Origin of the sequence: Arhodomonas aquaeolei DSM 8974 (genome assembly GCF_000374645.1) — a bacterium.
Lineage (GTDB): Bacteria > Pseudomonadota > Gammaproteobacteria > Nitrococcales > Nitrococcaceae > Arhodomonas > Arhodomonas aquaeolei.
Window position 1 is genome coordinate 155,747 of the sequence record NZ_KB894805.1, and the last position, 26,444, is coordinate 182,190.

General features: G+C 68.6%; 22 protein-coding genes and 2 pseudogenes. 15 read left to right on the forward strand and 9 right to left on the reverse strand.

The window, feature by feature from the left end; genetic code table 11:
* The first annotated feature begins 76 nt into the window (after positions 1-76).
* The 4 genes from pstC to phoU are packed head-to-tail and all read left to right on the forward strand — an operon-like array spanning position 77 to position 4,135.
* Positions 77-1,327, forward strand: coding sequence for a phosphate ABC transporter permease subunit PstC (gene pstC, locus C516_RS0108595; RefSeq protein WP_018717966.1), 1,251 nt, complete (start codon positions 77-79; stop codon positions 1,325-1,327).
* Positions 1,328-1,340: 13 nt separating this feature from the next.
* Positions 1,341-2,507, forward strand: coding sequence for a phosphate ABC transporter permease PstA (gene pstA, locus C516_RS0108600; RefSeq protein WP_018717967.1), 1,167 nt, complete (start codon positions 1,341-1,343; stop codon positions 2,505-2,507).
* A 54-nt stretch (positions 2,508-2,561) separates the two neighbouring features.
* On the forward strand, positions 2,562-3,383 hold the full coding sequence (gene pstB / locus C516_RS0108605) for a phosphate ABC transporter ATP-binding protein PstB (RefSeq protein WP_018717968.1): 822 nt from the start codon (positions 2,562-2,564) through the stop codon (positions 3,381-3,383).
* A 26-nt stretch (positions 3,384-3,409) separates the two neighbouring features.
* Entirely contained in the window at positions 3,410-4,135 is a 726-nt protein-coding gene (gene phoU, locus C516_RS0108610) for a phosphate signaling complex protein PhoU (RefSeq protein ID WP_018717969.1), read from the forward strand.
* A gap of 635 nt (positions 4,136-4,770) precedes the next feature.
* On the opposite strand, the gene argF is transcribed toward phoU, so the two are convergent.
* The 3 genes from argF to C516_RS0108625 form a co-directional block, all read right to left on the reverse strand.
* Positions 4,771-5,673: an ornithine carbamoyltransferase gene (argF, locus tag C516_RS0108615; RefSeq protein WP_018717970.1), complete on the reverse strand. Its 903-nt coding sequence runs from the start codon at positions 5,671-5,673 to the stop codon at positions 4,771-4,773.
* Positions 5,674-5,840: 167 nt separating this feature from the next.
* Positions 5,841-6,425 carry a superoxide dismutase gene (locus tag C516_RS0108620; protein WP_018717971.1) on the reverse strand — a complete coding sequence of 195 codons (585 nt, stop codon included), beginning with the start codon at positions 6,423-6,425 and terminating at the stop codon, positions 5,841-5,843.
* 215 nt (positions 6,426-6,640) lie between these two features.
* A complete protein-coding gene (locus C516_RS0108625) occupies positions 6,641-6,874 on the reverse strand; it encodes a hypothetical protein (RefSeq protein ID WP_018717972.1) in 234 nt (77 codons plus the stop codon).
* A 177-nt stretch (positions 6,875-7,051) separates the two neighbouring features.
* Here C516_RS0108625 and C516_RS0108630 point away from each other — a divergent pair, with 177 nt between their 5' ends.
* Entirely contained in the window at positions 7,052-7,939 is an 888-nt protein-coding gene (locus C516_RS0108630; RefSeq protein ID WP_018717973.1) for a PHP domain-containing protein, read from the forward strand.
* Between the two features lie 13 nt (positions 7,940-7,952).
* Here C516_RS0108630 and C516_RS0108635 read toward each other — a convergent pair whose 3' ends face one another.
* Positions 7,953-9,866, reverse strand: a complete 1,914-nt coding sequence (locus C516_RS0108635; RefSeq protein WP_018717974.1) for an ATP-binding cassette domain-containing protein — start codon at positions 9,864-9,866, stop codon at positions 7,953-7,955.
* A 98-nt stretch (positions 9,867-9,964) separates the two neighbouring features.
* On the opposite strand from C516_RS0108635, the gene C516_RS0108640 reads away from it, so the two are divergent.
* Both C516_RS0108640 and C516_RS19070 read left to right on the forward strand, forming a co-directional pair.
* A complete protein-coding gene (locus C516_RS0108640) occupies positions 9,965-10,951 on the forward strand; it encodes a serine/threonine protein kinase (RefSeq protein ID WP_018717975.1) in 987 nt (328 codons plus the stop codon).
* On the forward strand, positions 10,952-11,650 hold the full coding sequence (locus C516_RS19070) for a M48 family metallopeptidase (protein WP_018717976.1): 699 nt from the start codon (positions 10,952-10,954) through the stop codon (positions 11,648-11,650).
* 355 nt (positions 11,651-12,005) lie between these two features.
* On the opposite strand, the gene typA is transcribed toward C516_RS19070, so the two are convergent.
* Positions 12,006-13,829 carry a translational GTPase TypA gene (gene typA, locus C516_RS0108650; RefSeq protein ID WP_018717977.1) on the reverse strand — a complete coding sequence of 608 codons (1,824 nt, stop codon included), beginning with the start codon at positions 13,827-13,829 and terminating at the stop codon, positions 12,006-12,008.
* Positions 13,830-14,301: 472 nt separating this feature from the next.
* Between typA and C516_RS19075 the strand changes: the two genes are divergently transcribed.
* The 4 genes from C516_RS19075 to C516_RS0108670 all read left to right on the forward strand — a co-directional run bounded on the left by C516_RS19075 (position 14,302) and on the right by C516_RS0108670 (position 20,711).
* Positions 14,302-15,342 carry a WD40/YVTN/BNR-like repeat-containing protein gene (locus tag C516_RS19075; protein ID WP_018717978.1) on the forward strand — a complete coding sequence of 347 codons (1,041 nt, stop codon included), beginning with the start codon at positions 14,302-14,304 and terminating at the stop codon, positions 15,340-15,342.
* The gene (locus tag C516_RS19080; RefSeq protein WP_018717979.1) at positions 15,335-17,776 is read left to right on the forward strand and encodes an efflux RND transporter permease subunit; all 2,442 of its coding nucleotides are present in this window, start codon (positions 15,335-15,337) and stop codon (positions 17,774-17,776) included. Before C516_RS19075 ends, C516_RS19080 begins: the two co-directional genes overlap by 8 nt.
* A gap of 155 nt (positions 17,777-17,931) precedes the next feature.
* Positions 17,932-19,401 (forward strand): DUF1302 family protein, encoded by a 1,470-nt coding sequence (locus tag C516_RS19090; RefSeq protein ID WP_156831175.1) that lies wholly within the window; start codon positions 17,932-17,934, stop codon positions 19,399-19,401.
* A gap of 29 nt (positions 19,402-19,430) precedes the next feature.
* A complete protein-coding gene (locus C516_RS0108670; RefSeq protein ID WP_018717981.1) occupies positions 19,431-20,711 on the forward strand; it encodes a DUF1329 domain-containing protein in 1,281 nt (426 codons plus the stop codon).
* A 45-nt stretch (positions 20,712-20,756) separates the two neighbouring features.
* Here C516_RS0108670 and C516_RS20795 read toward each other — a convergent pair.
* Positions 20,757-21,358 (reverse strand): annotated as a pseudogene (locus C516_RS20795) (DUF429 domain-containing protein).
* A 114-nt stretch (positions 21,359-21,472) separates the two neighbouring features.
* Here C516_RS20795 and C516_RS0108680 point away from each other — a divergent pair.
* Entirely contained in the window at positions 21,473-21,919 is a 447-nt protein-coding gene (locus tag C516_RS0108680) for a DUF488 domain-containing protein (RefSeq protein ID WP_018717983.1), read from the forward strand.
* Positions 21,920-21,948: 29 nt separating this feature from the next.
* Here the strand turns inward: C516_RS0108680 and C516_RS0108685 are convergent, their stop codons facing one another.
* Positions 21,949-22,578, reverse strand: coding sequence for an exopolysaccharide biosynthesis protein (locus C516_RS0108685; RefSeq protein ID WP_018717984.1), 630 nt, complete (start codon positions 22,576-22,578; stop codon positions 21,949-21,951).
* 241 nt (positions 22,579-22,819) lie between these two features.
* Here C516_RS0108685 and C516_RS0108690 point away from each other — a divergent pair, with 241 nt between their 5' ends.
* Together C516_RS0108690 and C516_RS0108695 are read left to right on the forward strand one after the other, a co-directional pair.
* The gene (locus C516_RS0108690) at positions 22,820-23,647 is read left to right on the forward strand and encodes a uroporphyrinogen-III synthase (protein ID WP_018717985.1); all 828 of its coding nucleotides are present in this window, start codon (positions 22,820-22,822) and stop codon (positions 23,645-23,647) included.
* 123 nt (positions 23,648-23,770) lie between these two features.
* Positions 23,771-24,043, forward strand: a complete 273-nt coding sequence (locus C516_RS0108695) for a hypothetical protein (RefSeq protein ID WP_018717986.1) — start codon at positions 23,771-23,773, stop codon at positions 24,041-24,043.
* Between the two features lie 256 nt (positions 24,044-24,299).
* Here C516_RS0108695 and C516_RS19100 read toward each other — a convergent pair whose 3' ends face one another.
* Positions 24,300-24,875 (reverse strand): IS110 family transposase, encoded by a 576-nt coding sequence (locus C516_RS19100; RefSeq protein ID WP_018717987.1) that lies wholly within the window; start codon positions 24,873-24,875, stop codon positions 24,300-24,302.
* 50 nt (positions 24,876-24,925) lie between these two features.
* Between C516_RS19100 and C516_RS0108710 the strand changes: the two are divergent.
* A pseudogene (locus C516_RS0108710) lies at positions 24,926-26,073 on the forward strand (IS3 family transposase).
* Here C516_RS0108710 and C516_RS0108715 read toward each other — a convergent pair.
* Positions 26,063-26,444, reverse strand: a 382-nt coding sequence (locus tag C516_RS0108715) for an IS110 family transposase (RefSeq protein ID WP_018717990.1), incomplete at its 5' end; no start/stop codon positions are given. The pseudogene C516_RS0108710 and the gene C516_RS0108715 sit on opposite strands and share 11 nt — an antisense overlap.

A 26,444-nucleotide genomic window follows, 5' to 3' on the forward strand; every position in this document is an offset into this window, starting at 1 on the left:
GGTTGCGCTCGCGCGCGTTTGCCTTAGGCTTGCGCCCAGTCTCGACCCGCGGTGCAGACGCTGAACGGAGGGCCCGGTGGATACGGGTAATGCGATCCTGGTGTTCTTCGGGGGCCTGATCCCCCTCAGTTATGCCGCCTTCGTCATGGGGCGGCGGCGCGCGGTGGCGCTGGCACGCGGCGGCGGCGAGCGCATGCACTCGCGGCCGCAGCAGTACGGCTGGTACGCCGTCGTCTGGATGGCCATGCCGGCCATCGCGGTGGCCCTGGTGGCGAGCTTCGCCGGGCTTTTGGGTATCGCCCACCCGCCGGTGGCGATGACCTTCACCGCGGCCCTGGTGCTGGCCGCGGGCGGCCTCGCCGCGGGGCTGCACCAGATCCGCCCGGGGCTGCGTGCACGCAATCACCTGGATCGGCTGGTGCGCTGGCTGCTGCTCGCCGCGGCGCTGGTGTCCATCGCCACCACCATCGCCATCGTGCTGTCCATCGTTTTCGAGGCGATCCGCTTCTTCAAGGTCGTCAGCCTCTGGAACTTCGTGACCGGCACGGAGTGGGCGCCGGACAAGGCGTTCCTGGTCGGTGCCGGACGCGCCGGCGAGGCGGGGTCCTCGGGCTATACCTTCGGTTCGGTGCCGCTGTTCGCGGGCACCTTCATGGTCACGCTGATCGCTATGGCCGTGGCGCTGCCGGTGGGCCTGTTCTCGGCGATCTTCATGTCCGAGTACGCCAGCCGCCGTGTCCGCGGCATGGCCAAGCCGGTGCTGGAGGTGCTCGCGGGCATCCCTACGGTCGTCTACGGCTTTTTTGCCGCGATCACGGTGAGCCCGCTGATCGTGGACATCGCGGCGTTCTTCGGGCTGGATGCCTCCTACAACAACATCCTCTCGCCGGGCCTGGTGATGGGTATCATGATCATCCCCTTCATCTCCTCGCTGTCCGACGACGTCATCAACGCCATCCCCCAGAGCCTGCGGGAGGGGGCCTACGCCCTCGGCACCACCAAGAGCGAGACCATCAAGCAGATCCTGCTGCCGGCGGCCACGCCGGGCATTGTCTCGGCGACGCTGCTGGGTGTCTCCCGGGCGCTGGGCGAGACGATGATCGTGGTTATGGCCGCTGGCCTGCGCCCGAACCTGACCGCGAACCCGCTGGAGGCGATGACCACCGTTACCGTGCGTATCGTCGACGCCCTCACGGGGGACCAGGAGTTCAACAGCCCGGCGACGCTCTCGGCGTTCGGCCTGGGGCTGGTGCTGTTCATCATCACCCTCTCGCTCAACGTGATCAGCGCCGTGATGGTCCGGCGTTTCAAGCAGCAGTACGACTGAACGGGGCCAGCGCATGAAACTCAAGGGTTCCAGGGATAATCCACTCCTGCGCCGGCGCTATCGTGCCGAGCGGCGCTTTCGCACTATCTGCGGCGGCGCGATCCTGCTCGCGGTGGCGTTCCTGGTGGCGTTCTTCGCCGACATCCTCAACCAGGGGCTGCCGGCGTTCTACTACACCGAGGTCAAGGCGCAGATCACCTACAGCCAGGACACGGTGGAGCTGCCGCCGCTGGCGGTCTCCGACAAGCTCCGACCCGTCGTCTCCCGCGGCGTTCTCCGGGTGATCCCGCAGGAGGTCGAGAAGAACCCGGACCTGCTGGGGACCACCGTGGAGCGCTGGGTGCCGGCTAAGTCCGACATCGACCAGTTCCGCAAGGGGCATACCAACAAGCTCGATGATGACGTCGTGCAGACCGTCCACGAGCTGGAGCAAAGCGGGCGGCTGCGTACGGCGTTCAATACGCCGTTCTTCACCAACGGCGACTCCAAGCTGCCGGAGATGGCGGGCATCTGGTCCGCGGCGGTGGGCTCGATCTATCTGCTGGTGCTGACGTTCCTGTTCGCCTTTCCGATCGGCGTGATGACCGCCGTCTACCTCGAGGAGTTCGCGCCGGACAACCGCCTCACGCAGACCATCGAGGTGAACATCAACAACCTTGCCGCGGTGCCGTCGATACTCTTCGGCCTGCTGGGGCTGGCGGTGTTCATCAACTTCTTCGGCGTGCCGCGTTCCTCCGCCCTGGTGGGCGGGCTGACCATCGGGCTGATGACGCTGCCGATCATCATCATCTCCTCGCGGGCCGCGCTGCGCGCGGTGCCCGATCCGATCCGGCTGGGTGCACTGGCCATGGGGGCGACGCGCTGGCAGGTGGTGCGCGATCACGTCCTGCCGTTGTCGCTGCCGGGGATCCTCACCGGCACGATCATCGGCCTGGCCCAGGCCATCGGCGAGACGGCGCCGCTGATCATCGTCGGCCTGATCGCCTACATCCCGGATGCACCGACCTCCATCACCCAGGCGGCGACGGTGCTGCCCGCCCAGGTCTTCACCTGGGCGAGCATGCCGGAGCGGGCCTACGTCGAGAAGACGGCGGCGGGCATCGTGGTGCTCCTCGTCGTGCTGCTGTCCATGAACGCGGCCGCCGTGCTGCTGCGCCGCCGTTTCGAACGCCGCTGGTAGCCAGGGGACCGTAACGCTATGTATTCTGCTGAAACGCTTGAAAGCCGGTCCGAGATGACGAATATCGATACCGAAGACACCACCACCGCGACCCCACGGGACCGTCACTCGGAGACGCCGCCGAGCAAGGTGGAGGTCCGGGACCTGCGCCTGTGGTACGGCGACACCCAGGCCCTGTTCGACGTGAACATGGATATCCAGGAGCGCCAGGTCACCGCCCTGATCGGGCCCTCGGGCTGCGGCAAGTCATCGTTCCTGCGCTGCCTCAACCGCATGAACGACCTCGTACCGGGGGTGCACATCGAGGGGCGCGTGGAGCTCGACGGCGAGGACATCTACGACCCGAGCGTGGACGTCGTGCAGCTGCGCTCCCACGTCGGCATGGTCTTCCAGAAGCCCAACCCGTTCCCCAAGAGCATCTACGAGAACATCGCCTACGCCCCGCGGCTCCACGGGCTCGTGAACGGCCGCTCGGAGATGGACGACCTCGTGGAGATGAGTATCCGCCGCGCGGGGCTGTGGAACGAGGTCGCGGACCGGCTGCACACGCCCGGCACGGCGCTGTCCGGCGGCCAGCAGCAGCGCCTTTGCATCGCCCGGGCCATCGCGGTGAGCCCCGAGGTGATCCTCATGGACGAGCCCGCCTCGGCGCTGGACCCGCTGGCGACCGCCACCATTGAGGAGCTCATCGACGAGCTCAAGGACAACTACACCATCGTGATCGTGACCCATAATCTCCAGCAGGCCGCCCGTGTCGCCGGCTACACGGCGTTCTTCCACCTGGGGCGGGTCGTGGAGTTCAACGATACCGACACGCTGTTCACCAACCCGCGTGAGCAGAAGACCGAGGACTACATTACCGGGCGTTACGGCTGAGCACCGGTCCAGCGGGGTAGGAAAGGATGGTGGACAAGAAATCGATTTCCCAGCACATCTCCCAGCAGTTCAACGAGGAGCTCGAGGCGATCCTCAACCGCGTCATGGCCATGGGCGGGATGGTCGAGCAGCAGCTCGCCGACGCCCTGGTGGCGATGGTGGAGGGCGACACGGATCGCGGCGAGAAGGTCGTCACCAGTGACTACAAGGTCAACGCCATCGAGGTGGAGCTGGACGAGGAGTGCACCCAGGTGCTCGCCCGCCGCCAGCCCACGGCGAGCGACCTGCGCCTGGTGCTCGCGGTGATCAAGACCATCACGGACCTGGAGCGTATCGGCGACGAGGCCGAGCGTATCGGCCGCATGGCGCTGCATCTGCTGGAGGCGGACCGCCAGAGCGGGCCCATGGGTGAGATCGAGGCCCTGGGCGAGCACGTCAAGGGCATGCTTCGCGGTGCCCTGGATGCGTTCGCGCGCATGGACGCCGAGCAGGCGGTGCGGGTGGCCCAGGAGGACATCACGGCTGACGCGCAGTACGACAGCATCATGCGCCACCTGATGAAGTACATGGAGGATCACCCCAAGGCGATCTCGCCGGTGATGGATATCATGTGGTCGGCGCGTTCGCTGGAGCGTATCGGTGACCGTGCCCGCAACATCTGCGAGTACGTGGTCTACTTCGTCCGCGGCAAGGATGTACGCCATACCAGCTTCGAGCAGATGGCCGCCGAGGCCACCGGCGACCGGCGCTAGCCCGGTCCCGGTAGGCGCCGGTTGCGGACCGCCGATTGTCGATCGCTTCCGAGCGATAGGTTCGCGGCCGATCTGGCGGGATGTCGGCTGCCGGGAGCAGCCGACCTACGGTAGGGGCGGGTTACCGGGTTTGCTGGCGGGAATCCTTTGCGGAACGCCCGTGGAGTAGACCGGCGTTGTAGGTTGGCTGCTCCCGGCAGCCAACATCCCGTCCTGCGGTGCCGGCGACGTCGACCGCCTTGAGCGGCCGACCGTACGCCCCCGGCGTGCGCGCGCTTCGCCGGCGGGGCAACGCCAGGATGGCCGCCCCGGGGGCGGTCATGCGCAGGCTCGTCCACATCCGCTTCGGCGTCATCAAAAAACAGACACCGGATACCCCGCAAATCGCTTGATACGCGAGACGGTATCTACGGCAGAGGCCGATCCGCCGCGATCCCGGGCAGGCAGGTCGCTCCTGCCAGCCTACGGCGATCATGGATCGTCCCGGTGCGTCGGGGCGCATGGCCGGTCACCGCGCCGGGGACGATCATTCCCTCAGCCGCCGTAGGTCGTGCGCCGAAGGCGTGCGACATCCCGGATCAAGGCCAGCGGACGTCGTCGGGCACGGGCCGTTGCCGTCGTCCACCGGCCCACGATCATTCCTTCAGCAGCAGCAACTCAAGCAGCGCCTTCTGGGCGTGCAGGCGGTTCTCCGCCTCGTCCCACACCACGCTCTGCGCTCCCTCCAGGACCTCGGCGGTGACTTCCTCGCCGCGGTGTGCGGGCAGGCAGTGCATGAACAGCGCGTCCTCCGCGGCCTGCGCCATCAGTCCGGCGTCCACCTGGTAGGGGCGGAACGCGGCGATGCGCTCCTGCTGCTCGGCTTCGAAGCCCATGCTTGCCCACACGTCGGTGACCACGAGGTCCGCGCCGGTCACCGCCGCCGCCGGGTCGGAGGTCAGGCTGATGCGGTCGCCGTCCACCAGGGACGGATCCGGGGCATAGCCCTCGGGGGCGGCAATGCGCAGGCGGAAGTCGAACAGCCGGGCGGCCCGCATGTAGGACAGGCACATGTTGTTGCCGTCGCCGAGCCAGGCCACCGTGCGGCCGCGGATGTCGCCGCGGTGCTCGAAGTAGGTCTGCAGGTCGGCGAGCAGTTGGCAGGGGTGGGCGTCGTCGGTGAGGCCGTTGATTACCGGCACGCGGGAGTGGTCCGCGAAGCGGGTCACCGTGTCATGGGCGCTGGTGCGGATCATCACCGCATCGACCATGCGCGAGATCACCCGGGCGGTGTCCTCGATGGGTTCGCCGCGGCCGAGCTGGGTGTCCCGTGGCGAGAGGAACAGCGCCGAGCCCCCGAGCTGGGCCATGCCCGCCTCGAAGGATACGCGGGTGCGCGTCGACGATTTCTCGAAGATCATGCCGAGCACGCGGCCCGTCAGCGGCGTGTGCACCGCGCCGTCCGCGTGCAGCCGGCGCAGCTCGGAGGCGCGCCGGAGGATGCCGAGGAGCTCTTCCGGGGTGCAGTCGTCCAGGGTCAGGAAGTGTCGCGGCTGCATGCTCGTCCTGCCTCGCTGTCTGTCCCGCCAGGGGATCGGCCCGGGGCGTCCCTTCGCCTGCACAGGGCCCGGGTGACGAAAATAAAAAAGGCAGCCACGGCGCGGCTGCCTTGCAGGCGATTATAGGGAGACGCCGGCGGGGCGGCAAGCCGCCCCGCCGCGGTCTGTCAGCCGCTGAAGTTGCGGTTGACGAACTCCCAGTTGATGAGGTTCCAGAACGCCTCGAGGTACTTCGGCCGCGCATTGCGGTAGTCGATGTAGTAGGCGTGCTCCCAGATATCGCAGGTCAGCAGCGGGGTCACGCTGGTGTCGGTGACCGGGGTATCCGCGTCGTCGGTCTCGCGGATCTCGACGCGGCCGTCGGCGGTCTTGACCAGCCAGCCCCAGCCGGAGCCGAAGTTGCCGGCAGTCTTCTCGTTGAACTCCTTCTTGAAGTCCTCGAAGGAGCCGAACGCCTGGTTGATCGCCTCGGCGACCGGGCCCGTGGGTTCGCCACCGCCGTTGGGGCTCATGGAATTCCAGTAGAAGGTGTGGTTCCAGACCTGGGCGGCCTGGTTGAACAGCCCGCCGCTGGCCTTGCGGATGATGTCCTCGAGGGGCATCTGCTCGAATTCCGTGCCCTCGATGAGCGCGTTGGTCTTGTCCACGTAGGCCTTGTGGTGCTTGCCGTAGTGGTACTCCAGGGTCTCCTGGGAGATGTGGGGCTCGAGCGCGTTCATCGCGTAGGGGAGTTCGGGCAGTTCGATCTTCATCTTGCAGCTCCTGTGCTTGGATTGCTTGTAGCGCCCCGCGCAAGCCGGGACGGATGGATCGCTCTTTATGGTGCCGGTCTGCCGCGCGCGGCGGCGATGACGGTGTGTCGTCGCAGTCTAGTCAGCCGGGCTGACGCGAGGCAACACGCGTCCGGGAAGGTGGGGGCGGGGAAGGTCGAGTTCAAGCCCGCCCGGAGGCGGGCTTGATTCGCAGGTCAGTGGCGGGTGAGCTGGTCCCGCAGGTTGGCAAAGGGCGTATGGGTGGCGTGCCAGTCGGAGCCGTTCTCGCTGGCGGAGGCGGTTTCGGTGTAAGAAGCCTCCGCGGACTGGCCGGGCAGACCGTCGTCCTCATGGACCTCGGCCCAGGCGTCGGCGACCAGATGCTCGAAGCGACTGCCCTGGATGTCGTGGTCCTGGAGCTTGCGGGGATCCCAACTCTTGATGGCCATATTTGCTGTCCTCCACTGGGGTGTTCCCACTGACAACGGTAGCCAACGCCGCCGGGGCCGTCATCCCGGTCCCGATGAGCGTGAACGGGGTTCATCGGGACGCCGTGTTGCGTGAAACCGGGGTGTGGCAGACTGGTTGGTCCGCCGTCCGGCGGCAGTAACCGGGAAAGGCGCAAAATGGGCGTATTGTCCGCCATCGATCTGCACTGCCACAGTCTGGCCTCCGACGGTGCCCTGGCACCGGCGGAGGTGGTCGCGCGAGCCGCGGCAAACGGCGTGCGGGTACTGGCACTGACCGATCACGACACGGTGGCCGGTCTCGATGAGGCGGGCGCCGCCGCGCAGCGGCATGGCGTCGAGCTCGTGCCCGGGCTGGAGCTGTCGGTGACCTGGGCCGGCGGCGACCTGCACGTCGTGGCCCTGGGGGTGGACCCGACGCACCCGGCGCTGACCCGGCTCCTCGACGGCCAGGTCGCCGCCCGCGACGACCGGGCGGCCCGAATCGCGCACAAGCTCGAGCGCGCGGGGGTGGACGGTGCCCTGAACGCGGCCCGGGCGGAGGCCGGCGAGGGTGCCATCGGGCGCGCGCATTTTGCCCGGGCGCTGGTGGCCCGGGGCGTGGTGGACTCCCACCAGGCCGCCTTCCGGCGCTATCTCGCCCGGGGCCGGCGGGCGTATGTGGGCTCGGGCTGGGTCGCCATGACCGAGGGTGTCGAGGCCATTCACGCCGCCGGAGGACGCGCGGTGCTCGCCCACCCGACGCGCTACGGTCTCACCGCCACCAAGCTCAGCCGGGCGTGCACCGCCTTCGCCGAGGCCGGGGGCGACGGGATCGAGGTGGTGGTGGGCGGGGGCGGGCCCGGCGACCTGGACGCCGCGCGCTCACGGGCGCTGCGCCTGGGGTTGACGGCGTCGCTGGGCTCCGATTTCCACGAGCCCGCTCAGCGCTGGCGCGAGCTTGGCCACCTGCGCCCGCTGCCCGGCGAGCTCGTCCCGGTCTGGCAGGGCTGGGACCGGGTCGAGGCGCTGACCGACGCCCGCGGTCTGGCGCGCCAAGCCATTTGAGGCGGCGGCCGCCTCAGGCCTCGCCGCCGGCCTCCAGCGTCTCCCATCGTCCGTAGGCCTCGCCGAGCTCGTCCTCGAGCCGGGCGAGCGTCTCCTTCAGTTCGGCGATGCGCTCGCCGTGATCGCCCTGGTAGAGTGCGGGGTCCGCGAGGGCCTGCTGGGTCTCCTCGATCTCCCCCTCCAGCGTCTCGATACGCGCGGGCAGGGCGTCGAGCTCGCGCTGGTCCTTGTAGCTGAGCTTGTTGCGGTTGCGGCGTCCGCCGCGCTGCTGCGATGACGCCGCCGGGCGGGCGCTTCGGCCACCGGCGGGGGCCTGCTCCGCGGCACGGCGGCGTTCGTGCTCGGCCCAGTCGCTGTAGCCGCCGACGAACTCGGTGATCCGCCCGCCGCCCTCGAATACCAGCAGGCTGGTGACCGTGTCGTCCAGGAACCGGCGGTCGTGGCTGACCAGCAGCACGGTGCCCTGGAAGGCGGCAATGCGCTCCTCCAGCAGCTCCAGGGTCTCGATGTCGAGGTCGTTGGTGGGCTCGTCCATGACCAGCACGTTCGCCGGCTCGGCGAACAGCCGCGCGAGCATCACCCGGCTACGCTCGCCGCCGGAGAGCGAGGCCACCGGGGTGCGCGCCCGTTCCGGGGCGAAGAGGAAGTCCCCCAGGTAGCTGATCACGTGGCGGCGCCGGCCGTTGACGGTGATCTGCTCGCTGCCGCCGGCGACGTTGTCGATCACGCTGGCCTGTTCGTCCAGGGTGCTGCGGTGCTGGTCGAAATACGCCACCTCGAGGTTGGTGCCCCGGCGGATCCGGCCGCTGTCCGGCTCCAGTCCGCCGAGGAGCAGCTTCAGCAGGGTGCTCTTGCCCACGCCGTTGGGGCCGACCAGGCCGACGCGGTCACCGCGCATCAGCAGCGTGGAGAAGTCCTTGACCACCGGGGTGCCGTCGTAGGCGAAGTCCACGTGCTCCGCCTCGGCGACCAGGCGCCCCGAACGCTCCGCCTCCTGGATGGCGATACGGGCCTGGCCGGTGCGTTCACGGCGCTGGGCACGCTCGCGGCGCATCGCCTGGAGGTTGCGTACCCGGCCCTCGTTGCGGGTGCGTCGGGCCTTGATGCCCTGGCGGATCCAGCGTTCCTCCTGGGCGAGCTTGCGGTCGAATTCCGCGTTGGCCTTCTCCTCCGCGGCCAGCGCCTCGGCCTTGCGCCGTTCGTACTCGGCGTAACTGCCCGGCCAGCTCGTCAGCCAGCCGCGGTCGAGCTCGACGATGCGCGTGGCGATCCGTTCGAGAAAGCGCCGGTCGTGGCTGACCACCACCATCGCGCAGTCCAGCCCGGTGAGGAAGTCCTCCAGCCAGTCGATGGTGGTCACGTCCAGGTGGTTGGTGGGCTCGTCGAGCAGCAGCACGTCCGGTGCCGAGACCAACGCGCGGGCGAGGAGCACACGGCGGCGCAGGCCGCCGGAGAGCGCCTCGAACTCCGCGTCCGCCGGGAGCGCCAGGTGTTCGAGCACGGCGTCCACGCGGTACGCCGTCTGCCAGGCCTCGGCCGCCTCCAGCTCGTCGTGCAGGCGCTGCAGGAGGGTCTCGGCGCCGGACTCGCCCCGGGCCATGGCGGCGGCCGCGTCGTGGTGGCGGCGCAGCAGTGCGGCGGCCTCGCCGAGGCCGTCGGCGACCACGTCGAACACCCGGCCGGCGGTGCCGGCGGGGACCTCCTGGTCGAGGGTGGCCACGCGCAGACCGCGGCGGGTCTCGCGCTCGCCGTGGTCGGGCTGAAGTTCGCCGGCGAGCACGCGCAGTAGGGTGCTCTTGCCGGTGCCGTTGCGGCCGATCAGCGCCACGCGCTCGCCGGCGTCCAGGGTGAACCCGGCGCCGTCGATGAGCGTGCGCGGGCCGAGGGTGACGGTGGCGTCTCGCAGTTGTAACAGCATGGTGCGCATTCTACGCGCCCGGCGACGGCGAGCGTTACCGCCGCGGGCGTTGCGCGTGCCGCACCGGCCCGGCATGCTGGCGGTCCGGTATCAGCGAGGCGAGGGCGATGAGCGAACAGGCCGACGATCATCCCTACACCCGCCTCGGCCCGGATACCGTGCTGGACGCGCTGGAGTCCGTCGGCTTCGAGGTGGATGGCCGCCTGCTCCCGCTCAACAGCTACGAGAACCGGGTCTACCAGGTGGGCATCGAGGATCAGCGCCCGGTGGTGGTGAAGTTCTACCGCCCGGAGCGCTGGAGCGAGGCGGCGATCCTCGAGGAGCATGCCTTCGCCGAGGCCCTGGCCGCCGCCGAGATCCCCGTGGTCGCGCCGATACGCCACCGCGGCGAGACCCTGCATACCGTCGCCGGTTTCCGCTTCGCGGTGTATCCGAGTCGCGGCGGGCGCGCCCCCGAGCTCGACGACGCGGACACGCTGGAGTGGCTGGGGCGCTATCTCGGGCGCATCCACACCGTGGGCGAGGCGACCACGTTCCGCCACCGGCCGCAGCTGGACCCCGGCACGGCGGCGACGGCGCGGGAGTACCTGTTATCGGGCGGCTGGATCCCGGACTATCTCCGCGACGCCTACGAGAGCGTGACCGCGGAGCTGGTCACCGGCATCGACGCCGCCTTCGAGCGTGCCGGCGGCGTCGCGTCCATCGCCATCCACGGCGACTGCCACCCCGGCAACATCCTCTGGACCGAGGCGGGGCCGCACATCGTCGACCTGGACGACTGCTGCACCGGGCCCGCGGTCCAGGACCTGTGGATGCTGCTCTCCGGCGACCGCGCCGAGATGACCGGCCAGCTTTCCGACATCCTCGCCGGCTACGAGGACTTCCGTGACTTCGACCGCCGCGAGCTCAACCTGGTGGAGGCGCTGCGCACCCTGCGGGTCATGCGTTACGCCGCCTGGCTCGCCCAGCGCTGGCACGACCCGGCGTTCCCCCGGGCCTTCCCCTGGTTCGCGGAGCAGCGCTACTGGGAAGAACACCTGCTGGGCCTGCGTGAGCAGCTCGCTGCCCTGCAGGAGCCGGTGCTGGTGGTCTGAGTGCTGCCGCGCACGCTCACCGTCGGCGAGACGGTCATCCCGTTGCGGCGGCGCGTCCAGCGCCGGCGCACCATCGCGCTGCACCTGCTGCCCGGGCCGGTGCTGGAGCTGCGCCTGCCCCGGGGCTGTCCCGAGGCGGTGGTGCGGCGGTTCCTGGACAGCCGCCGGAGCTGGGTGGAGCGCGCGCTGCCGGGGCTGCCCGTGCCGCGGCGGCTGGAGGAGGGGGCTCCGCACCCGGTGCTCGGCGTGGAGTACCCGCTACGCCTGGAGCGTGCGGGGCGCTACGGGGGTGAGGTCCGCGACGGGACGCTGCGGCTGACGCTGCCGGGGCTGGACGAGGGCCGGGTGGCGGAGGCGCTGCGGCGCTTTTACCGGACCCGGGCGGAACGGGTCTTCGCCGAGCGGCTGTCACACTGGTGCGACCGTCTTGCCCACTGGCCCATCGGCCAGCCGGGGCTGCGTCTGCGGCGGATGCGCCGCCGCTGGGGGAGCTGCTCCCGCAGCGGCGAGGTGACCCTCAACGTGCGTCTCGTCGAGCGCGACGAGGCGCTGATCGATCTGGTGGTGGTCCACGAGCTCTGCCACCTGCTCGAGTTCAACCACTCCCGGCGCTTCTACGCCCTGATGGACGAAGCCCTGCCGGACTGGCGGACGCGCTCCGAGGCGCTCGATAGCGGGGCGTTGGGGCCGGACGTCTGAGCCGGGCGTGGTTCTGGACAGGCCGTGCCGGTTTCCGGCCACGTTGCGCGGCTCGGCTCCGTCTCTGGCCCGGCCGTCGGCTGTCGTCGCTGAGCCGCCGCGCCTGCATGTTCCCGGAGCGGAAGACCGGCAGGTCGTGCACGGCCGCGGGCCGTGTGCGACGTCCTCAATGACCGAGCCGGGATGTCGCACGCCTGCGGCGCACGACCTACAGCAGAGGCCCGGCGGTGACCGGTCACGTAGGTCGGCTGCTCACGGCAGCCGACATCCCCCGTGACGGACTTGACGCTTCACCCGGGGCCGGCCTCCCGCACCGGGATCCCCGGCGGGTTGGCCGGTGCGGCTGCCCCCGGTCTCAGCCGTTGCTCACCTTCTTGGAGGCGCGCTTGCGCTCGTTCTCGGTGAGCAGCTTCTTGCGCAGGCGCACGGCCACCGGGGTGACCTCGACGAGCTCGTCGTCGTCGATGAACTCGAGCGCCTGCTCCAGCGTGAAGCGTGTCGGCGGGGTGAGGATGATGTTCTCGTCCGAGCCGGCGGCGCGCACGTTGGTGAGCTGCTTGGCCTTCATCGGGTTGACGACCAGGTCGTTGTCCCGGTTGTGGATACCGATGACCATGCCCTCGTAGACCTCGTCGCCCGGGCCGATCAGCATCTGGCCGCGGCCCTGGAGGTTGAACAGGGCGTAGGCGATGGCCTTGCCGGGGGCGTTGGCGATCATCGCGCCGTTGATGCGCTGGCCGTAATCGCCGGTCTTCACCGGCCCGTAGTGGTCGAAGACGTGGTACATCATCCCGGTCCCGGAGGTCGCGGTGAGGAATTCCGTGCGGAAGCCGATCAGCCCGCGGGCGGGGATGGTGTAGTCCAGGCGCACGCGGCCCTTGCCGTCCGGGAGCATGTTGGTGAGCTCGCCGCCGCGCTCGCCGAGCTTCTGCATCACCGCGCCCTGGTAGTCTTCCTCGGTGTCGACGGTGAGCTGCTCGTAAGGCTCCTGCTTCACGCCGTCGACCTCGCGGACGATGACCTCGGGCCGGGAGACGCCGAGCTCGTAGCCCTCGCGGCGCATGTTCTCGATCAGCACCGCGAGGTGGAGCTCGCCGCGGCCGGAGACCCGCAGCTTCTCCGGGTCGTCGGTCTCCTCCACGCGCAGGGCGACGTTGTGCTGGAGCTCGCGCTCCAGGCGCTCGCGGATCTGGCGGGAGGTGATGTACTTGCCCTCGCGTCCGGCGAACGGCGAGGTGTTGACCTGGAAGGTCATGCTCACCGTGGGCTCGTCCACGGTGAGCGCCGGCAGCGCCTCGGGGGTCTTGGGATCGCAGAGGGTGTCGGAGATGTGCACGCCGTCGACGCCGGTGAAGGCGATGATGTCGCCGGCCTGGGCCTCGTCCACCTCGACGCGCTCCAGCCCCAGGAAGCCGAGCACCTGCAGCAGGCGGGCGTTGCGGCGGTTGCCGTCGCGGTCGACGACCGTGAGCTGCTGGTTGGGGCGCACCCGGCCACGCTTGATACGGCCGATGCCGATCACGCCGACGTAGCTGCTGTAGTCCAGCGAGCTGACCTGCATCTGGAACGGCCCCTCGGGATCCACCGTGGGAGCGGAGACGCGGTCGCGGATGACCTCGAACAGCGGCGTCATGTCGCCCTCGCGGGCATCGGCGTCCATGCTCGCGTAGCCGTTGAGCGCCGAGGCGTAGATCACCGGGAAATCGAGCTGGTCGTCGTCCGCGCCGAGGTTGTCGAACAGGTCGAAGGTCTGGTCGAGTACCCAGTCCGGGCGCGCGCCGGGGCGGTCGATCTTGTTGATCACCACGATGGGGCGGAAGCCCTGGGCCAGCGCCTTCTGAGTGACGAAGCGCGTCTGCGGCATCGGCCCGTCCACCGCGTCCACGAGCAGCAGCACCGAGTCCACCATCGATAGCACGCGCTCGACCTCACCGCCGAAGTCGGCATGGCCGGGGGTGTCGACGATGTTGATGCGGTACTCGCCCCACTGGATGGCGGTGTTCTTCGACAGGATCGTGATGCCGCGCTCGCGCTCCAGGTCGTTGGAGTCCATGACGCGTTCCGGCGCGTCGCCCCGGGTGGCCAGGGTGCCGGACTGCTGCAGGAGCTTGTCCACGAGGGTGGTCTTGCCATGGTCCACGTGGGCGATGATGGCGATGTTGCGGAGCTTGTCGATCACGTTGCCGGGGGCCTCGGTGCCGGAGAATGGGCGCGTATCTTCAGGTATTTGCGCGCGCCTGTCGAGGGTCGTCGAGGTGACCCGCCGTATCCCCCGTGTCCGCCCGTCCAGGCACTGCCGGTCGCGCCGGAATGATTTCATGACTCAGAGGTTGACGTCTAAAAGGTTTAGGTATTAGATAAACCCGTAACGATTCGCTGGCGATTTACTCGAAATTTGTCGCCGGATCGCATCGGGCCCCGGCATTCGGGGCTGTCCCGCCCCGCGGGCCCGGCGCACACAACGACAAGCATGATCCCCGTGGCAACCGATCCATGGCGGAGTGGAGGATACAACATGGTCCTGTCCTGCCTGCACGGCGCCGGCCGTGCCCCCGTGTGTCCACCCTGGTCTGCGTTACCGGCGCGAGACGTCGTGCCGGCCGCCGGCTGAATCAAATCATCCGTCGCACTCACCCCGTTCCGGAGGACACATGGCCAGACGGCACTTCGCCCATGCACTGGAGATCACGCTCTCGGTGCTGATCCTCGCCGGACTGTTCTACGTCGCCTTCTTCGTGAAGCCGGCGGTGGATGTCCCGGAGGTCAGACGCTCGGCGATCGAGCCCCGCGACAACTTCTACGGCGTGGCCGCGCCGGGGGACGACGGGGCCGTCGTCTGGGCGGCGGGGCGTTCGGGGAAGATCATCCGCAGCGAGGACGGTGGTGAGCACTGGCATGCTCAGAACACCCCGGTGTTCCACCACATCCAGGACATCGCCGCGTGGGATGCGGACACCGCGGTCGCCGCCGGTGACCAGGGCACCGTGCTGATCACGCAGGACGGCGGCGACGACTGGCAGGCGGTGGACGCGCCGACCCGGCCCCGGGGCGGTGACCAGTTCCTGCGCGTGCGCATCGACGCGCAGGGCCGGGCCTGGATCACGGGGACCATGGGCGTGGTGCTGGTGAGCGACGACCGCGGCCGCAGCTGGCGGCTGACCCACCCGAAACAGGACATCGGCTGGAACGACGTCACCGTGGCGCCGGACGGGACCGTCTGGCTGGTCGGCGAGTTCGGCACGATAAAGCGCTCCGGTGACGACGGGGCTAGCTGGGAGGAGGTGGACTCGCCCACGGATTCGAGCCTGATGGCGGTGACCTTCAGGGATGCCGGTCACGCGGTTGCCGTGGGCCTCTCCGGCACCGTTCTCACCACCTCGGACGGCGGCACGCACTGGCAAACCCGCAAGGCCGGGACCGGGGCGCACCTGTTTGACGTCGCCTGGGACGGCGCTCGCTACATCGCCGTGGGCAACGGTGGCGCCCTGGTGACGGGGAACGCGGACGGCGAGCGCTGGACGGCCGGATCAATCGCCGCGGGCAACTTCGGCTGGTACACGGAGGTGACCGCGGTGGCCGGCCATACCTACATCACCGGCCAGACGCTGGGGACGCTCGCCGACGGGCAATGGCGTGCCTTCCACAGCCGGCCGGCCCCGGAAAACGACGAGGAGGCCTCCCGTAATGGTTGAGCGTATCGCCAGGGCATGCATCCGCCACCGGGTGGTGTTCATGGCCGTGATGGTGGTGGTGACGGCGGTGATGGGCGTGTTTGCCACGCGGCTGGACGTGCGCACCATCTTCACCGACCTCCAGCCCGCCGGGCACCCCTATATCCAGACCAACGAGCGCTACAAGGAGACCTTCGGCGGGGCAAACTCCGTGACGATCATGGTGCGGGTGGACAAGGGGGACATCTTCCGGCTGCCGGTGCTGCGCACCATCCAGCAGGTCACCCGGGATCTCCAGCAGGTCGACGCGGTCAACCAGTTCCAGATCGTCTCGCTGGCCACCAAGAAGCTCAAGAACGTGCGCGCCTCGACCTACGGCATCGAGTCGCTGCCGCTGATGTGGCCGGACCTGCCCCAGGACCAGGAGGGCGTGAAGGCCCTGCGCGAGGCCGTCATTGCCAACCCCACGGTCTACGGCCAGTACGTCTCGCGGGACCTCAAGGCGGCAATCATCACGGTCGATTTCATCGACCGGCTGATCGATTACGGCAAGGTCTATCCCCAGCTCGAGGAGGTGGTTAACCGGGCCCGCCGTGACGGCCTGGAGGTCCGCATGGTCGGCCAGCCGGTACTCGCCGGGCTGGTGATCGAGCACCTGCCGGAGACCCTCCGCATCGTCGGCATGATCGTGCTCGCGATCGCGCTGATCCTGCTCATCACCAAGGGCACGCTGCGCGGGATGCTGCTGCCACTGGTCTCCAGCGCCGTCACCGGCGTGTGGGTGCTCGGCACGATCAGCCTGCTGGGGATCAACCTGGACCCGCTGGCGGTGGTGATCACCTTCCTGATCTCCGCGCGGGCGATATCCCACGCCGTCCAGCTCAACGCGGGCTTCGACAACGAGCGCCGCAACGGCGTGCTGGACGCGCGCCGCGCCGCGGAGATCACGCTGCACAAGCTCTTCCGCCCCGGCCTGCTCGGGCTGGCGACGGACGCCGGTGCCATGCTCGTGGTGGCGCTCACCCCCATCCCGCTGCTGGAGAAGGCGGCGGTCATCGGCGCGATGTGGATCGGTGCGATGGTGATCGGGACGATCATCATGATCCCGGTGGCCCTGTCGTGGGTGCGTGCCGGCCATGAGCGGCGGCTCGTGGACGTGGGCGCGGACGGGGCGATGACCGCCTTCCTCGGGGGCTGCACCCGGCTGACGACCCGCCGGGGGAGTGCCCTAGCCGTGCTCGGCGTGGCGCTGCTCGTGCTCGCCGTCTCCGGCTGGTACGCCCGCGACATTAAGGTCGGCGATGCCAATCCCGGCTCGCCCATCCTCTGGCCCGATTCCGAGTACAACCAGGCGGACGCGGCCATCAACGAGCGCTTTCCGGGCAGCAATCGCATGTTCGTCGCCGTCGAGGGCGACAAGGAGGACACCCTAAAACGCCCGGACGTGCTGCGCAATATCACTCGCTTCCAGGCCTACATGGAGGCGCAGGACGGTGTCGGCGGCACCCAGTCGCTGGCCGACGTGATCCGGCCGGTCAATATGATCCTCCATGAGGGCAATCCCCGTTACTTCAAGATCGGCGACAGCAAGATGGTAAACGGCGAGATCCTGTTCATTGCCCTGTCCGGCTCGGATCCGGGGGATATCGCACGTTTTGCCGACACCAAGTACCAAAACGGTGCCGTCCAGATGGCGTTCCGCAACCACCAGGGCGACACCATCCGTACCGCGGTGCAGGCGGTGAAGGACTTCGCCGACGAGCACCCGGTGGAAGGCGTGCACTACCGGCTCGCGGGCGGGCTGATCGGCGTGCTGGCCGCGGTCAACGAGGTGATCTTCTCGGGCCAGATCCAGAGCATCGCGCTGGCGCTGCTGGTGCTCTTCACGTTCTGCGCGCTGGCCTACCGCTCGCCGCAGGCCGGCCTGTTCTTCCTGCCGCTGGTGGTGCTGTCCAACACCATCACGTTCAGCTTCATGAGCTGGCAGGGCATCGGCCTGAACGTGAACACCCTGCCGGTGGCGGCCCTCGGCATAGGCCTCGGCGTGGACTATGCGTTCTACATTGCCGACCGCATCCGCGAAGGCTTCGCCCATACCGGCAGTGCCGAGCGGAGCATCCGCTTCGCGCTGCTGACCGCCGGGCGCGGCGTGATCATCACCGCGGCGACCATGATCGCCTCGGTGGTGCTCTGGTACTTCTTCTCCTCGCTGCGTTTCCAGGCCGAGATGGGGCTGCTCATCGCGCTGTGGATGAGCGTCTCCGCCATCAGTGCCCTGGTGGTCATCCCCTCGATGATCTACCTGATCCGTCCGCGCTTCATCTTCGGCGTCGCCGGTGACACGGCGGTGCCCGAGGGCGAGGAGGCATACACCGAGGACGCCTCGGCCGGGCGGGACGCGGGCGAGGCGGACGTGACCGAGCAGACACCCGCGCGTGCCGCCGCCCGGCGGTGAGGCGATGGCGGGGCGGTGGCGAAGGGAGGCGCCGCCGGTACGAGCCAGGAAGGGGGAGAGTGAGCCGCAGTGAGCCCGGGCACTGGCGGGGGACCGCCTCGGACGCTGCGGACGACAACGACACGAGAAATACCGGAAGACGGGAGGCCACAACGATGAAGGCATCAACACGGTGGATTGCGCCGGGGGTCGCGGGGGTGGTTTTGCCACTGTCGCTCGGGTTTACGGGAACGGTATCCGCGGCGGAGATCGGCGGGTTCGACGTCAACGGCTATGTCCGCGAGTACCTCAGCTGGAACCTCAACGATGTCCCCGAGACGACGACGGACGACAAGGGCGATCTGTCCATGGCGCGCACCACGGCGCTGCTGCAGGCACGGGGTGATGTCGGCCCGGCGCGGGTGACGGCGATCGGCCGCGCCAGCTACGAGGTGATGACCAACTACCTCGACCGGCTCGAGGACCGGACCGCACAGACCGGGAACCGCGCCGATTTCCAGGACGAGCTCAACGAGCTCTCCATGCGCGAGTTCTACGTCGACCTCAACCCCACCGACCGCATCTTCATGCGGCTCGGCAAGCAGCAGGTCGTCTGGGGGGAGACGGACTTCTTCCAGGCCATGGACGTGGTCCACGGCTACGACCAGTCCTGGCGCTCCTTCCTGGAGCCGGAGAACGAGAACTGGCGCAAGCCGCTGACGCTGGCCAACGTCAATATCCGGGTCCCCGAGCTCACCGGTGAGCTGCAGCTGCTCTTCCGCCCGGGCTGGGACGCGGGTGACCAGGTGGGCAACACTTACGACCTGTTCGGCGGGCGCTGGGCCGGGCTCGGCAACCGCGGCTTCAACCTCCAGGGCACGGTGTTTCCCATCGAGTACCACCACTCCGAGGGCGACACGGATGATCCGCACTACGGTTTCCGCTGGTCGGGGGCCTTCGGCGAGTACGACGGCATCTCCTACAGCCTGAACTATTACCACACCCAGGGGCAGAACCCGGTCCTGTATCCGACCACGCGGCCGGACGCGCCCAACAACCTGGCCTTCGTCTACCCGGAGATCGACATCTTCGGCGGGACGCTGAGTGGCTACATTCCGGGCATCGACAGCGTCTACCGTGCCGAGCTGGCCTACGTGCCGGACCAGCCCTACAACAACTTCAGCCTCGGCGTCACCGAGCATGACACCTACCGGCTGATGTTTGGCCTGGACACCAGCCTGCGGCTGCAGGACGTGCTGGGCACCAGCAATTCGAGCACGCTGAGCCTGCAGGCCTTCAACACCTACATCGACGGCCACAGCCAGGACCGTGCCGACCCGGAAACGGTGCGTAACGCCTTCGGCAGCACGGAGGACGAGAACACCACCTGGCTGACCGGCATCCTCACCCTGCCGTACCGCCACGACACCATCACCGGGCAGCTGGTGCTCGTCCATGACGCCAGTAACGGCGGCGGCGTGGTGGTGCCGTCCGTGGAGTGGCAGATCGGCCGCCACTGGCGCATCAAGCACGAGCTGGATCTCTTCTACGGCGGCCGCCACCAGGGCAACGCCGGGGGCAACAGCCTCTTCGGTTCCTTCGACGGGGCCGACCAGTTCTACACCCGGATCACCTACCAGTTCTGACAGGCCCTGCCGGCCGAGGAGGAAACGACATGACCATCGCAGTGAAACGCAGGCTGCTCTCGTCGGCGCTTCTGGCCGCCCTGGCCGGCTCGCTGGCCACCCCGGCGGTCGCCGGGGAGGTCGCCGAGGGCACGGTGCTCAGCGCCGACAACTACGACACGCTCAAGGACAGGACCCTGGATGGCGTCCGGATCGGCGACATGATCACCGACCGTTTCGAGATGTGGATCAGGGACTACGGGCTGACCATGAAGCTCGGCAAGGCCAGGGAGCCGGAGCTGGATCCGGCCTATTTCGAGGCCACCGAGAAGTACGCCGGCAAGGCCACGCTCAACCCCGAGACGAAGAAGGTCGAGGGCTACGTGGCGGGTATCCCCTTCCCGAACGTCTCCGAGGATGACCCGAACGCCGGCTACAAGCTCGCCTGGAACCACTACTACGCCAACCCGATCATGGGCGATAACTGGATCGCCATCGGCGACACCCGCGTGATGGAGGCGGACTCCGGCGTCGTCGACCGCTTCACGGCCGTGAGCGCGAAGATGCTCATGGAGGGTCGTACGACCCGCGAGCCCGTGAGCCTGGGCAACGAGGACGAGCACGCCAACTACCTGCTGGTGCTCACCGAGCCCTACGACGTCGCCGGCCTCGGCATCTTCACCAAGCAGTACAACACCGGCAAGGCGGACGATGCCTGGGTGTACGTGAAGTCCATCCGCCGTACCCGGCGCGTGGCGGGCGGTCAGTCCTGGATGGACCCGCAGCCCAAGATGGATCTGCTCAACGACGACAACCAGGGCGTTAACGCCTACCCGCTTTGGTACAAGAACTGGAAGGTCGTCGACCGCCGCTACATCCTTACCGTCACAGATGCCCACAACCCCAACGAGGAGTACCCGCTGGAGAAAGAGGTGGCCATGGAGCCGCCGTACTGGAACCCGATCAACGTGACCTGGCGTCCCCAGGAGGTGTTCGTCATCGAGGCCACTCCGCCGGAGGAGCACCCCTACGGCAAGAAGGTCCTGTACATGGACACCGACTATCCGCTGATGTATCACAGCGAGATCTACGACAAGAAGGGTGACTTCTGGCGCATGTGGCGGCAGTCCTACGGTCCGATCACCGCCGGTAACGGTGCACCGGGGCTGGGCTTCATCCACACCCAGGCGATCGACTTCCAGCGCGAGCGGGCGACCTACATCGACATCGTCGCCGACAAGCTCAACACGCCGAAGCTCACCGCCGACAGCTTTACCCCGCGGGTGCTGCAGCAGGCGGCCAGCGGCCAGCTCGAGGAACTCGCCCAGTAGGTTCCGGCCGCGGTACCGGGCCCGCCCCGTTCGCGCGGGGCGGGCCTACACCATGACCTCCATGGTCAGCCCGCGGGCATCCCGTTCGGGGTCGGCGGGCAGGCACTCTGCCTCGCCCACAGCGATCCGTGCAGCGGTGCGCAGGCATGCCACGGCGTCCAGCAGGTCGTCCGCGGCGTAATCCCGGCCGACCAGTTGCATGGGAAGCGCGGCCAGGGCGCCGGGGAGGGCCGTTTCCACCAGCGCCTCACGCTCGGCCCGCCCGGCGGGGCGTCTCTTGCCGTGTGCCATCGCCACACCTGCATTCCATGCCTGGAAGGCCAGTTCCGGGTGCGCCTCGCGGACCCAGCGCTGACGCCCGGGGCGGCCAGCATGAATGCGTCCATCGCCGCGGTCAGGGGCACGATCTGCCAGGCCTGTCGTGACAGGGCCCGGTCGGCGCGTGCCCGCCCGATGCGGCAGGCCTCGGCGTAGTCGCCGGCGGCGAGCATCCCGCGGAGCGGGGCGGGGAACACGCTGCTGCTTCGGGGGCGGCCGAGGCGGCGTCGGGCCGCCCGGTCCGCCGCCCGGAGCGCCCCGGGTTTTCCCGGATCGCCCCACACACAGAGCCAGCGTCCCCGGCAGCCGTCCGCGCCTGCCACGATCATGCGGAGGTCCTCCCTTCCCGGTCCTGCGGTTACGACGCGCGCCGGCTCAGCGGTGCAGCGGTTTGCCGTGGCATACTGCGGCGACGGTGTCCTGAGCGGTCATCGGAGGTGGGATTGAGCCGGCTCTTCACCATCGGCTACGAGCGTGCCTCACTGGCCGCGTTCATCGATACGCTGGCACACGCGGGAGTGAACGTCCTCGTGGACGTACGGCTGAGTCCCCACTCCCGTCGCCGCGTGTTCGCCCTCAAGCACCTCGATGCCGGCATGGCGGAGCACGGGATCCGCTACCTGAGCCGCCCGGAGCTGGGTACGCCACGGCCCGCCCAGGCGGCGGCGAAGGTCGGCGACATGGCGACCTTCGAACGCCTCTACCGCGAACACCTGGACACTGCTGCAGCGCGGCAGGCCCTGGCGGAGTTGTCGAGTCTGGTGCGCTCCGAGGTCGCGTGCATCATGTGCTACGAGCGCGATCCCAACCGCTGCCACCGGCGGTTGATCGCCGAGATGCTGCGCTGGCGCGACGGGATCCTCGCCCAGGATCTGCTGCCGCCCCGTTAGTCCGCGCGCCCGAGGGCTGATAGGCGCTTTTACACCTGCGCCGCGAGCGTCGCCACCGTCGCGGGTATCAGTGCTGCCAGGACGAGGGCGATCAGGGCGATGAGCCCGTCGTTGGCGATCACCGCCAGGGAGAGCAGGGTGATCAGGATGCCGGCGGAGGTGGCCGCGAAGGGAAAGAGTTCCAGCGGCGGCATGGAGATGGCGATCACCGCGCAGGCGCAGGCGATCAGCCGGTTGCCGGTGCCCGCCGTGAGCAGGGTCAGCCGCGGGTGAAGCAGCCGGTCGATCACGGCGGCCGGGCGACGAATGCTACGCAGGGCCCGCGCCGTGGTCGCCGCGGGCAGCGTCCGGGCGAGGATGCATTCGGGCAGCCAGATATGGCCGCGACCGGCGAGCATCTGCCCGGCCACGAGCAGCACGATCACGGCGGTGAGGGTAGGTATGCCGAGGATGCCGCTCAACGGCGAGGTCGCGATCAGCCCGGCGAGTAGCAGCAGCGGGCCGAACGAGCGCTGCCCGCTCGCCGTGAGCATGGATTCGATGGAAAGCCGTCGCCGCGTATGCGCCAGTGCGATCAGGCGCTCGACGAGATCGGCGAAGCCCCGGGGCGGCCCCGGGCTTTCCTCGGCGATGGCGTACATCTCACCGGGTTCGTACATGGCAGACCCCTGCCGTTGATCTCTCCCGGGGCCGCGCTGCAACGGATTACGGCCGGAACGGCCCGTTCCGGATGCCCGCAACCCGCGTGACCGGCATGGCGCTTCCGCCGCGCAGCCCCCGCGTGTGTGTCAATCTCCCGAGCATAGCCGACATCGTCTCCCATGCACGGGTTCCCGTCGATTCGTGCGGGCCCGGCCCGACGGTAGACTGGGTGCACGAGGCGAAGGATACGGAGTCGATATGAACGAGCCATTGCGCGGAGTGACCGTGGCACTGCCGGAGAGCCGGCAGCTCGCACTGTTTGCCCGTATGCTCGAGGAGCGCGGCGCGACCACGTGGCCGTGCCCGCTCGTGGGCATCGAGGACACCCCGGACCGGGATGCGGTCGTGCGCTGGCTCGACGATGTGGCGGCGGAGGGCCTGGACTGGCTGTTGCTGCTCACCGGCGAGGGGCTGTACCGGTTGCTGGATTTTGCCGAGCGCGAGGGCCGGCGGGATGCCTTCGTCGGCCGTCTGGAGACTGCCTGCAAGCTCACCCGTGGCCCAAAGCCCGCCCGGGCGCTGCGCGCGATCGGCCTGCGTGCCGATGTTGCCGCGGACACCCCCACCACCACCGGCGTCATCGCCACCCTGGAGCGCGAGGCGCTGGAGGGCCGCCGGGTGGGCGTGCAGCTCTATGGGGCCCCGAACCCGCAGCTCCTGGATTACCTTGCCGGCCGCGGGGCCGTGACGTTGCCCGTGGCGCCATACGTCTACACGGACGCTGCCCGGGACGACCGGGTGGTCGCGCTGGTCGACGGCCTCGCCGAAGGCGGGGTGGACGTCCTCGCCTTTACCAGCAAGACCCAGGTGGAGCGGCTGTTTGCCTGCGCCGCGGCCACCGGCCGCGAGGCGGCCCTGGCGCGGGGCCTGGCGGCGACGGTGATCGCCGCCGTGGGGCCCGTGGTGGCGGAGACGCTGTCGGCGCGGGGGTTCCCGCCGGCACTGGTGCCCGCGGACAGCTACTTCATGAAGCCGCTGGTGCGCGAGATCGTGGCCCACGTCGGGGGCGCGAGGAATCACACCTAGCCTTGTCGCGAGAAGGCCCCGGATGAGTGTCGACGGGCCACGCGGCCATCGCGGGCCCGGGGTGTGCGCACGGGCGCCGCGGAAACCCCGTACTTTTGGCCGGACGGTGGAGCGGGGACCCTCATGGGCCTGTTGATGCTGGTGGGCTTCGGCTGGCTCGTGACCCTGTACCGGCGGCTCGTGCTGCTAGCGGTGGCGTATTCGGGGGTCTCCTTCGTCCTCGGTCTGGTCTTCCAGGTGGGGGTCGTGCCGGCACTGCTGAAAGCGGCCATTGCGGGTGGGGTCGCGCTCCCCTATTTCTGGCTGCTCGACCGGTTCTCGGACACCATCCTTATGTGGCTGGCCGTTCTCGTCGGCTTCCCGGTGCTATGGAGGGCCGTGTCACTGCATATCTGAGCCGTTGCCGCCGTGTGCGTGTGCGGCAGTCCGGTTTGTCGGCTGCCGGGAGCAGCCGACCTTGCATGTTTCCGGAGCAGAAGACCGGTAGGTCGTGCACGGCCGCGGGCCGTGTGCGACGCCTTCAATGACCGAGCCGGAATGTCGCACGCCTGCGGCGCACGAACTACGCGCGTTCCCGCCGCCACTGCCGCAGTGCAGCGGGCCGGGGGAGCGTTTCGTGTGCCGGGCAGCTCCAGTTCCCGTAGATACCGTCTTAGCCTTGAGCCTGCAAGGGGATGTTGGGATCGAAGGGTTTGCCGGACTTGAGCACGCCGTGGATGAGGTGGAGGAGCTTTCTGGCGGCGGCGCACACGAGGGATTTGCCTCTTACGCCACGCTGTTTGAGCCGCTCGACATAGGCGCGGATCACGGGATTGTGCTTCATCGCGCACAGGGTAGGGAAGTACAGCGCCTTGCGCAGGGCGGCGTCGCCGCATTTGGAGATCCGGCGCGGGGCACGCACGCTGGTGCCTGACTCGTAGGGCCTGGGGTCGAGCCCGGCGAAGGCGACGAGCGACTGGGCGCGACGGCAGCACTGGATCTTGGGCAGACGCACCAGCAGCTCGGCGATGAGCGTCTCGCCCACGGCGGGGATGCTGGCGAGGCGTTGGGCGGCGTCGTTGAGCTCGTCGCAGGCACGGATCAGTGTCTGCAGGCGTTCTCGGGTCTCGCGGATTTCGGCGTCATAGGCCTCGAGCAGGCGCTGCAGCGAGGCCCGGGTGGTCTCGCCCTGGGTCTCGAGGCGGTTGTAGAGCTGGGCGCGTGAGTGGCGCAGTCTGAACTGGTCCAATGGCGACGGACACTCCAGTTAAGCCACACTTGGTTGAACTGGAGGAAACGATGAGTTCACGAACAAGACGGCATTATTCGGCTGAATTCAAGGCTGACGCGGTGCGAGTGCTGGAAGAGGAAGGATACGGTCTGAGCGAGGTTTCGCGACGTCTGGGGGTGGAGCGTAGCTGCCTGACCCGCTGGCGGCGAGAGTTGCGTGGTCAACAAGGCCCCAAGGCGGTAGCGCCCAGCGCTGGGGAGCAGGAAGGGGAGCTGCGCCGGCTCCGCGAGGAGGTGCGTAAGCTTCGGATGGAGCGAGACATTTTGAAAAAGGCGGCGGCCTTCTTCGCCAGCGAGTCGAACTGAGATATCGGTTCATCGAGGTGGAGAAGGCAAGCTTTCCGGTCAGTGTACTGTGTCGGGTGCTGCGGGTCTCACGCAGCGGATTCTACGACTGGAGCCGGCGTGACGGTCACGATCCCGTGCGGGCGCATCTGATCGAGCGGGTACAGGCGATCCACGCGCGCAAGCGCGGCAGTTACGGGAGTCGACGCATGAGTCTGGCCCTGCGGCGCGAGGGCCATGCGGTGGGACGTTATCGAGCGCGCAGCCTGATGCGGGAGGCCGGCGTGGAGTGCCGTCAGCGCCGTCGTCACCGGGTGACGACGGACAGCGGCCATGGTCGGCCCCTCGCACCCAACCATCTGGCGCGGCAGTTCCAGGTGGCCGCAGCAAACCGTGTGTGGTGCGCCGACATCACCGCGATCTGGACGCTGGAAGGTTGGCTGTATCTGGCGGCAGTGCTCGATCTACACGATCGTCAGGTAGTGGGCTGGGCAATGGCCGGGCACATGCGTACGGGATTGGTCCGGGACGCCCTTGAAATGGCGCTTGGAAGGCGTCAGCCGCCGCAGGGGCTGCTCCATCATTCCGACCGCGGCAGTCAATATGCCAGTCACGAGTACCGCCAGCTGCTTGAACATCACGGCGTGACCGCCTCGATGAGTCGGAAGGGAAATTGCTGGGACAACTCGGTGATGGAACGCTTCTTCGGTTCACTAAAGAGCGAGTGGACCGATACCCAGCGCTATCGGACCCTGGAGCAGGCCCGAGGCGACGTCATCCACTACATCGAACTGGACTACAACAGCGAGCGCTTCCATTCCGCCCTCGGCGACCTCACGCCGCGGGAAAAGGAACTCGCCGCTATTGCGTAAGGGAGTGTCCGTTTTCACTTGACCAGAACAGTCCGCGCAGGTGGCGGTGGAGCTCGCGCAGCTCGTGCATGGTTGCGCTCACGGGCGCCCAGAAGGGGAGCGTCTTGGCCTGGGCCACCTCGCTGACGCTACGGGCATCGATCCGATCGGTCTTCGCGCGCTGCAGCTCAGAGCGCGCGTGGTGGATGACCTGCGCGGGGTTGAGCAGGTGCACGCCGTAGCCGAGGGCGTAGAAGCGCTCGGCGAGCGGCTCGCTGTAGATGCCCGTGGCCTCCAGGGCCACCACCGCCTCGGTGAGCCCGAGTGACTCGAGCCAGCGGTGACAGGCCTGCACGCCCGCGGCGGTGTTGGGGAAGCGCCGCTCGTGCCAG

What these genes read in the sequence shown, in the direction of transcription:
- pstA (WP_018717967.1), top strand. Translation starts at nt 1,341, where the DNA reads ATGAAACTCAAGGGTTCCAGGGATAATCCACTCCTGCGCCGGCGCTAT.
- pstB (WP_018717968.1), top strand. Translation starts at nt 2,562, where the DNA reads ATGACGAATATCGATACCGAAGACACCACCACCGCGACCCCACGGGAC.
- phoU (WP_018717969.1), top strand. Translation starts at nt 3,410, where the DNA reads ATGGTGGACAAGAAATCGATTTCCCAGCACATCTCCCAGCAGTTCAAC.
- argF (WP_018717970.1), bottom strand. Translation starts at nt 5,673, where the DNA reads ATGCAGCCGCGACACTTCCTGACCCTGGACGACTGCACCCCGGAAGAG.
- C516_RS0108620 (WP_018717971.1), bottom strand. Translation starts at nt 6,425, where the DNA reads ATGAAGATCGAACTGCCCGAACTCCCCTACGCGATGAACGCGCTCGAG.
- C516_RS0108625 (WP_018717972.1), bottom strand. Translation starts at nt 6,874, where the DNA reads ATGGCCATCAAGAGTTGGGATCCCCGCAAGCTCCAGGACCACGACATC.
- C516_RS0108630 (WP_018717973.1), top strand. Translation starts at nt 7,052, where the DNA reads ATGGGCGTATTGTCCGCCATCGATCTGCACTGCCACAGTCTGGCCTCC.
- C516_RS0108635 (WP_018717974.1), bottom strand. Translation starts at nt 9,866, where the DNA reads ATGCGCACCATGCTGTTACAACTGCGAGACGCCACCGTCACCCTCGGC.
- C516_RS0108640 (WP_018717975.1), top strand. Translation starts at nt 9,965, where the DNA reads ATGAGCGAACAGGCCGACGATCATCCCTACACCCGCCTCGGCCCGGAT.
- C516_RS19075 (WP_018717978.1), top strand. Translation starts at nt 14,302, where the DNA reads ATGGCCAGACGGCACTTCGCCCATGCACTGGAGATCACGCTCTCGGTG.
- C516_RS19080 (WP_018717979.1), top strand. Translation starts at nt 15,335, where the DNA reads ATGGTTGAGCGTATCGCCAGGGCATGCATCCGCCACCGGGTGGTGTTC.
- C516_RS19090 (WP_156831175.1), top strand. Translation starts at nt 17,932, where the DNA reads ATGAAGGCATCAACACGGTGGATTGCGCCGGGGGTCGCGGGGGTGGTT.
- C516_RS0108670 (WP_018717981.1), top strand. Translation starts at nt 19,431, where the DNA reads ATGACCATCGCAGTGAAACGCAGGCTGCTCTCGTCGGCGCTTCTGGCC.
- C516_RS0108685 (WP_018717984.1), bottom strand. Translation starts at nt 22,578, where the DNA reads ATGTACGAACCCGGTGAGATGTACGCCATCGCCGAGGAAAGCCCGGGG.
- C516_RS0108690 (WP_018717985.1), top strand. Translation starts at nt 22,820, where the DNA reads ATGAACGAGCCATTGCGCGGAGTGACCGTGGCACTGCCGGAGAGCCGG.
- C516_RS0108695 (WP_018717986.1), top strand. Translation starts at nt 23,771, where the DNA reads ATGGGCCTGTTGATGCTGGTGGGCTTCGGCTGGCTCGTGACCCTGTAC.